This window comes from Streptomyces sp. NPDC050856 (assembly GCF_040653855.1).
GTDB lineage: Bacteria > Actinomycetota > Actinomycetes > Streptomycetales > Streptomycetaceae > Streptomyces.
Genome location: NZ_JBFAGV010000060.1, coordinates 1 through 7,093, shown reverse-complemented (window position 1 = coordinate 7,093; position 7,093 = coordinate 1). Strand labels below are relative to the sequence as shown.

Annotated in this window: 7 protein-coding genes; 5 read left to right on the top strand and 2 right to left on the bottom strand. The window is 72.1% G+C overall.

All coding sequences use genetic code 11. From position 1 onward, the window contains the following. Both AB0H53_RS28875 and AB0H53_RS28870 read right to left on the bottom strand, forming a co-directional pair. Window positions 1-95 (bottom strand): S-adenosylmethionine synthetase N-terminal domain-containing protein (locus AB0H53_RS28875; protein ID WP_352332740.1); only part of this gene is annotated, 95 nt, incomplete at its 3' end. A gap of 228 nt (window positions 96-323) precedes the next feature. Beyond that, window positions 324-1,475, bottom strand: coding sequence for a nucleotide disphospho-sugar-binding domain-containing protein (locus AB0H53_RS28870; protein ID WP_362119547.1), 1,152 nt, complete (start codon window positions 1,473-1,475; stop codon window positions 324-326). Window positions 1,476-1,740: 265 nt separating this feature from the next. Between AB0H53_RS28870 and AB0H53_RS28865 the strand changes: the two genes are divergently transcribed. From AB0H53_RS28865 to AB0H53_RS28845, 5 genes are all read left to right on the top strand, one after another. Further along, window positions 1,741-2,655 (top strand): NADP-dependent oxidoreductase, encoded by a 915-nt coding sequence (locus AB0H53_RS28865; protein ID WP_362119544.1) that lies wholly within the window; start codon window positions 1,741-1,743, stop codon window positions 2,653-2,655. Window positions 2,656-2,719: 64 nt separating this feature from the next. Continuing rightward, entirely contained in the window at window positions 2,720-4,180 is a 1,461-nt protein-coding gene (locus AB0H53_RS28860) for a DHA2 family efflux MFS transporter permease subunit (RefSeq protein ID WP_362119541.1), read from the top strand. A gap of 21 nt (window positions 4,181-4,201) precedes the next feature. Further along, complete coding sequence (locus AB0H53_RS28855; protein WP_362119539.1) at window positions 4,202-5,125, top strand: NADP-dependent oxidoreductase; 924 nt, start codon at window positions 4,202-4,204, stop codon at window positions 5,123-5,125. Then, complete coding sequence (locus AB0H53_RS28850; RefSeq protein WP_362119536.1) at window positions 5,122-6,267, top strand: nucleotide disphospho-sugar-binding domain-containing protein; 1,146 nt, start codon at window positions 5,122-5,124, stop codon at window positions 6,265-6,267. The genes AB0H53_RS28855 and AB0H53_RS28850 overlap by 4 nt, the downstream gene beginning before the upstream one ends. Before the next feature lie 21 nt (window positions 6,268-6,288). Next, window positions 6,289-7,002, top strand: a complete 714-nt coding sequence (locus AB0H53_RS28845; RefSeq protein WP_362119533.1) for a class I SAM-dependent methyltransferase — start codon at window positions 6,289-6,291, stop codon at window positions 7,000-7,002. Window positions 7,003-7,093: the final 91 nt, after the last annotated feature.

The window sequence follows — 7,093 nt, the reverse complement described above, 5'->3', positions numbered from 1 at the left end:
AGCAACGCGTCGAGAATCGTGTCGCTGATCTGATCAGCGATCTTGTCGGGGTGACCCTCGGTCACCGACTCCGAGGTGAAAAGACGACGGGACACGGGTGTTCCTCCTGTGGTTACGGCCGGCCGGGCCGCGGACTTCCGCGGCCGCGGTTGGGATCCGCTCGGGCCGGCGGTTGACCTCAACTCGGCTTGAGGTTCTACGTTGTTGGTCGAGGCCCGCCCGCCCGGGCCCCGTTGACCGATGGGCGCTGCCTGGAAAGGGGGGCGAGGATGGCGTACGGCCACTTCCGCACGCCACCGTCGCCACCGGTGGCGCGGGGGAGCTCACCTGCCGGTGAGTCCCAGCAGGCGCGGGACCACCTGGTCGGGGCCCGGCTCGGCGCGCAGCGCCGCGGCCGCGGCCCGGGTGGAGGCACGCAGGTCCTCGTCCTCCAGGAGCCTCTTGAGCAACTGGCCGTCCACCTCGCCCGGTTCCCGGCTGAGCCCCAGGCCGCAGCGCTCGACCATCGCGGCGTTGATCCAGTTGTCGGCCCCGTGCGGCATGGCGAGCTGGGGGACGGCCGCGTGCGCGGAGGCCAGCGTGGTGCCCGCGCCACCGTGGTGGATGATCGCGTCGCAGGTGGTCAGCAGGGTGCTCAGCGGAGTCCAGCCCACGACCCGCACATTGCCGGGGAGTGTGCCCAGGCTGTCGAGTTCGGGGTCGTCACCGAGCGCCAGGACGAACTCGGCGTCCACCCCGGCCGCCGCGTCCAGCACACTGTCCAGGCTGCCGACCCCCGCCACGTGCGGCACGGTCGTGCCCAGCGTGACGCAGACGCGAGCGCGCCGCTTGGGCTCGGCCATCCAGTCCGGCAGCGTACCGCCGCCATGGAACGGCACGGAGCGGATCGTCCAGCCCTCCCCCTCGCCGTGCATCATGTGCTCGGGCGCGAAGTAGAGGGACGTGACGTCCGGCAACTCGTGGGGTACGCCGACGCGTTCGTACACCGGCGCCAGGTGGGGCAGGAACCGCTGGGGCATGGTCCCCTCGCGCAGGAAGCTGAACCCGTGCTCCACGGCGGGGACGCCGAGCGCTCGGGCGGCGACCAGCGCGGCCCCGTTCAGCCTGGAGTACACGACGAGGTCGGGCTGCCAGGCCTCGGCGAAACGCAGCGTGCCCTCCACCATCAGGTCGCTGACCCGGGAGAACTTCTCCAGGATGATGTCGGGCGTCTGCAGGGTCTTCGCGATGGCCAGGCCGCGCTCGCGCATGGCGCGGGCCCGCTCCAGCGGCGACCCGGCCCGGGGGAAGATCGACGCGAAGTCGGCACCGGGGGAGACCTCGCGTACGGCGAAGCCCGCCTCGGCCGCGGCCTTCGTGGAGACGCCCGAGGTGGCCACGACGACATCATGCCCCGCGGTGCGGAACGCCCAGGCGAGACCCGAGGACGGATACAGATGGTCGAGCCCCGGGGAAACGGCGAACAAGACGCGCATCGCGACGACCTCAATTCCGAAGGAATCCGATGAGAGCCGGCGGCTGCCGACTGTCGGACCCCGACAGTGCCGCTCCCCGCTCGACGCGGACTTGAGCGGTACCTGATCACCTCAGGGAGCCGCGCCCCGGACGACGAGATCCCGCCATCGAGCGGGAGTCAAGGCCGGTTCGAGCTGCCTGAGTGATCCTCTTCGCGTCGGGCGGGCGGCAACGCCGGCCGATGCGTGCCCGATATCAGAAACAAGTGAGAGTGCGGTGATTGGCATGAAGGCTGCAGCCCTTTCGTCGTTCGGCGGGCCGGAAGTCCTGACCCTGACCGAGGTGCCGGAGCCCCGAGCGGGCGCCGGCACGGTCCGGGTCCGGGTCCGGGCGGCGGGTGTCCAGCACTTCGACACCGGCATCCGGCAGGGATGGGCCCCGCCTTCCGTGGACCTCACCTTCCCGGTGATCCCCGGCAACGAGTTCGCCGGTGTGATCGACGAGGTCGGCGAGGGCGTCACCGGGTTCTCGGTGGGTGACGAGGTCCTGGGTTACACCACGACGAAGAGCTACGCCCAGTACGTGGTGGCGCCCGCGGACCAGATCGTGCCCAAGCCGGCGAACATGCCCTGGGACGTCGCCGGCGGCTTCACCGCCAACGGCCTGGGCGCTCACCTGTGCCTGAAGGAGATGGGTGTCCACCCGGGCGACACGGTCCTGATCCACGCCGCGGCGGGCGCCCTGGGCACCTTCTCGGTGCAGCTGGCCAGGGCCTGGGGCGCGACCACGGTCATCGGCACGGCCAGCGAGGCGAACCACGACTACCTGCGGTCGATCGGCGCGATTCCGGTGACCTACGGGGAGGGGCTGGTCGAGCGGGTCCGCGCCGTGGCGCCCGACGGGGTCGACGCCGCCATGGACAACGCCGGACCCGACGCGCTGCGGGCCTCGGTGGAGCTGGTCGCCGACAAGAACCGCATCCGCACCATGCTCTCCGACGAGGTGGCCGAGGAGCTCGGGGTGCCGCTGCTGGGCCCGGGCCGTTCCGCCGAGCGGCTCGCCGAGCTGACCGAGCTCTACGCCAAGGGCCTGATCAAGATCCACATCCGTCAGGCGTACCCGCTGGAGCGAGCCGCGGACGCGCACCGTGAGCTGGAGACCGGGCACGGCCGCGGAAAGATCGTCCTCACCGTCGACTGACGGGCCCGCCGGCCCCGCACGGACTGTGCCACCGACCGAACCCGGGAAGGGATTCCCCGCTCACATGGCGTCAGAACTGAGATCAACGGGAGCCCCACCGGCGGAGAAGGGCGCGAGCCTGATCGCGCTCGGCGTGGTCGTCATCCTGGGCACCATCGTCGCCGCGGTCGACGGCACGGTGACGGTGGTGGCCATCGACTCGATGAGCCGGGAGTTCGACGCGTCGGCGCAGGCCATCCAGTGGGTCACCGGCGCCTACCTGCTGGCCACCTGCGCGGCCATCCCGATCTCCGGCTACGTGGTGAACCGGCTGGGCGCCCGGCGGGTGTGGCTGCTGTCCCTGGTGGCCTTCCTCGGCTCCGTGGTGCTGGGGGCCATCGCCTGGTCGTCGGCAAGCCTCATCCTCTTCCGGGTGCTCCAGGGATTCTCCGGCGGCCTCATCGGCATGGTCGCCATGGTCGTGCTGACGCGCGCGGCCGGCCCCGAGCGGGCCGGCCGGGCCTTCAGCGCGGTCGCCGTACCGTCCACGCTGGCGCCGGTGCTCGGCCCCATCGCCGCCGGAGCGGTCATCGACGTCGCGAGCTGGCGCTGGCTGTTCATCGGGCAGATCCCCCTGCTGGCACTCGCCCTGGCGGCGGCCTGGTTCGTACTGCCCCGCGACAGCGGGGACCGGCGGGCCGAGCTGGACTGGAAGGGGCTGCTGCTCATCACCCCCGGCCTGGCGACACTGGTGTACGGGCTGTCGGCCGTCGCCGACATCGGCGCCGCCGGACCGGTCGAGGCCGTCGACGTGCTGACCGGCGTGGGAACGGCGGTCACCGGCACCGTCCTCACCGGCGCGTTCGTCGCGCACGCCCTGCGCCGCCGCGGCCGGGCGCTCATCGACCTCAGCCCGTTCTCCAACAGGAGCTTCTCGGCGGCGGCGGTCGTGCTGTTCATCGTGGGATTCCTGCTGTACGGCCTGCTGTTCCTGATCCCGCTCTACTACCAGCAGATCGCCGGGCTCAGCGCGACCGCGGCCGGAACCCTGCTGGCCCCCCAGGGCGCCGGCATGGGCGTCGCGGCCGTCTTCGTCGGCTCGCTGACCGACCGGATCGGCCCCCGGCCCGTGGTGCTGTGCGGACTGCTGCTCACCATGGCCGGCAGCGTCCCCTTCGCCCTCGCGGACGCCGGCACCGAGGACGCGGTCCTCGGCGTCGCGCTCGCCCTGCGCGGTATGGGACTGGCCGCCGTGTCGATCCCCCTGGCCGCCTCCATGTACAAGAACGACCTGCCCGAGGACGCGATCCCGCACATCGCCACCATCAGCGCCGTCGCCCAGCGCGTCGGCGGCGCCATGGGCGGGGCGATGGCGGCGGTGAGCCTCCAGCTCGCCTCCGAGAACGGCAGCGGCATCGACGCCACCGCGTTCACCACCACCTTCTGGTGGATGACCGGTCTTCTCCTCGTCCCCTTCGGGCTCGCCCTGATGCTGCCCGGGAGAACCAGGCCCGAGGAACAGGCACGGCAACAACCCGGATCTTGACCAGTGTGAGAAAGGACCACCATGAAGGCAGCGGCAGCTTCCACCTTCGGCCCGCCGGACGTGCTGCGGATCCACGAGCTGGACACCCCCGACGCCGGTCCCGGCGAGGTGCGCGTCCGGGTCAAGGTGGCCGGCGTCCAGCCGTTCGACGCCGCCATCCGCAGGGGCTGGGCCCCGCCGTTCCTCGCCGCCCAGCCGCCGGCCGTGCCGGGCAACGAGTTCGCGGGCGTCGTCGACCAGATCGGTGACCGCGTCACCGGCGTCGAACCGGGCACCGAGGTCATCGGCTTCAGCACGCTCAACGCCTACGCCGAGTACGTCGTCGTGCCGGCGGACCAGATCGTCCCCAAGCCCGCCGACATGCCGTGGCGGGTCGCGGGCGGCTTCTCCGGCAACGGCCAGGGCGCCCACCTGGCCCTGTCGCACATGGGCGTGGGCAAGGGCGACACCGTCCTGATCAACGCGGCGGCCGGCGCGCTCGGCACCTTCGCCGTGCAGCTCGCCCTCAAGTGGGGCGCCGACCGGGTCATCGGCACGGCCAGCGAGGAGAACCACGACTACCTGCGCTCCCTGGGAGCCGTCCCGGTCACCTACGGCGAGGGTCTGGTGGAGCGGGTACGGGCGGTGGCACCGGACGGTGTGGACGCGGCGCTCGACGCGGCCGGACCCGAAGCGCTGCGCGCCTCCGCAGAGCTGGTGAAGGACCGCAAGCGCATCCGTACGATGCTCTCCTTCGACGAGGCCAGGGAACTGGGCATCCCGCTCTTCGGCCCCGGCCGCTCCCAGTCGCGGCTCCAGTCGCTGGTGGACCTCTACAACGAGGGCGGCATCACCCTCCACATCCGGGGCGCGTACCCGCTGGCCGAGGCCGCCGAGGCGCACCGGGCCGTCGAGCGCGGCCACGGACGGGGGAAGATAGTCATCCTCGTCGACGCCGACTCATGAGGTTCCTCTTCGTCTTCGAGGGCGGGGCCGGCGCGATCCTCCCGCTCGTCCCGCTGATGCAGACCGTGCGCGGCGCCGGGCACGAGGTCGTCGCCGCCGCCCACGCCGAAGCCCTGCCCACGCTGCTCGGCGCCGGCATCCCCGCGGTCGCCGCGCCGGAGAAGTCGCCCACCGACTACCGGGTGGTGAGGGACGGCAAGCTCGTCCCGCTCGACGGCGACCGGGACGAACGCGCGGTGGTGCTGGGCTCCATCGGGGCCCGGATCGCGCTCGACAGCCACCGGGACCTCGGGGACCTGGTGCGCCAGTGGCGGCCGGACCTCGTGGTCGGCGGGCCACTGGCCTATGCCGCCGCCCTCCTCTCCGCCGACCTGCGGGTGCCGTACGTGGCGGTCGAGTTCGGCTTCGCCGAACCGCTGAACTGGCACCTGGCCACTCTGGAGGAACTGCGCGCACAGGGCGCCGGCGCCCTGCCCGAGCCGGCCGCCACGCTGCTCCTGTGCCCGGAGAGCCTGCGCCCGCACGCCGCCGACCCGTTGATGCGGCGCCTGCCCGGCGAACCGATGCGGTACATCCCCTACTCCCCGGCACAGCCGGTCGAGCCCTGGATGCACACCAGGGGAACCCGGCCCCGGGTGTGGATCTCGGCGGGCAGCCGGGTCAGCAAGGCGTACGCGCTGGACCACTTGACCGGACTGATCGACGCGGCGGCCGGCCTGGACGTGGAACTGCTGATCGCCGCGCCGGACCAGCTCGCGTCCGAGGTCGGCGAACTGCCCGACCACGCCAGGGTGGGCTGGCTCCCCTTCGACGTGCTCGCGCCCACCTGCGACCTGGCGGTCCACCACGGGGGCGGCAGCACCATGCTGGGCCTCGCCGCCCATGCGGTGCCCCAGGTCGTCATACCGAGCGTGCCCGAGTTCGAGGACTACCTCGCGCCACTGAGGAGGAGCGGGGCCGCCCGGGTCCTGGCCCCCGAGGACAACACGCCGGCGAACATCGTCGCCGCGTGCCGGGAGGTGCTCGCCGACCCCTCGTACCGGCGCGCCGCCGCGCGGCTGCGGACGGAGATGTCCGCCGCGCCGCCCCCCAACGCCCTGGTGAGCAGGCTGGAAGGCATCGCCGCAGCCGCCGCCCCGTGACCACCCGATGGAGGAACCCCCATGTATGAGAGCGACACCGCGGCGGAGATCTACGATCTGCTGTACCAGGACCGCAAGGACTACGCGGCCGAGGCCGCCCGCGTCACCGGGATCATCCGGGAGCGCAAGCCGGACGCGTCCAGCCTGCTGGACGTCGCCTGCGGCACCGGCATCCACCTGGCCGCGTTCGCCAAGCTCCACGACCGCGTCGCCGGACTCGAACTGTCCGAGTCCATGGCGGCCCGAGCCGCCCAGCGGCTCTCCGGCGTGCCCCTGCACCTCGGCGACATGCGCGACTTCGACCTCGGTGAGAGCTTCGACGCCGTGGTGTGCATGTTCAGCTCGATCGGCTACCTGAGCGGCGTGGCCGACCTGGAGGCCGCGGTGCTGGCCATGTCCCGGCACCTGGCCGAGGACGGAGTCCTGGCCATCGAACCGTGGTACTTCCCCGACACCTTCATCCCCGGCTACGTCTCCACCCACGCCCTCAAGGTGGGCGACCAGGGCATCGCCCGCGTCGCCCACTCCACCCGTGAGGGCGACGTCACCCGGATGGAGATCCACTACCTGCTCGCGGACTCCGCCGAGGGGATCCAGCACCGCAGCGAGGTGGACCGCCTGACGCTGTTCTCCCGGGCGGAGTACGAGACGGCCTACCGCAAGGCCGGGCTGGCCGTCGAGTACGTCGAGACCGGCAACGGCACACCCGGCTTCTTCGTCGGCGTCCGCGACTAGGCAGTTTCGTTTGGATCAGTCGGTCGTTGGTCCGGGTGTGCCGTTGACTGATGCGCAGTGGGCGCGGATCGAGCCGTTGCTCCCGGACCGG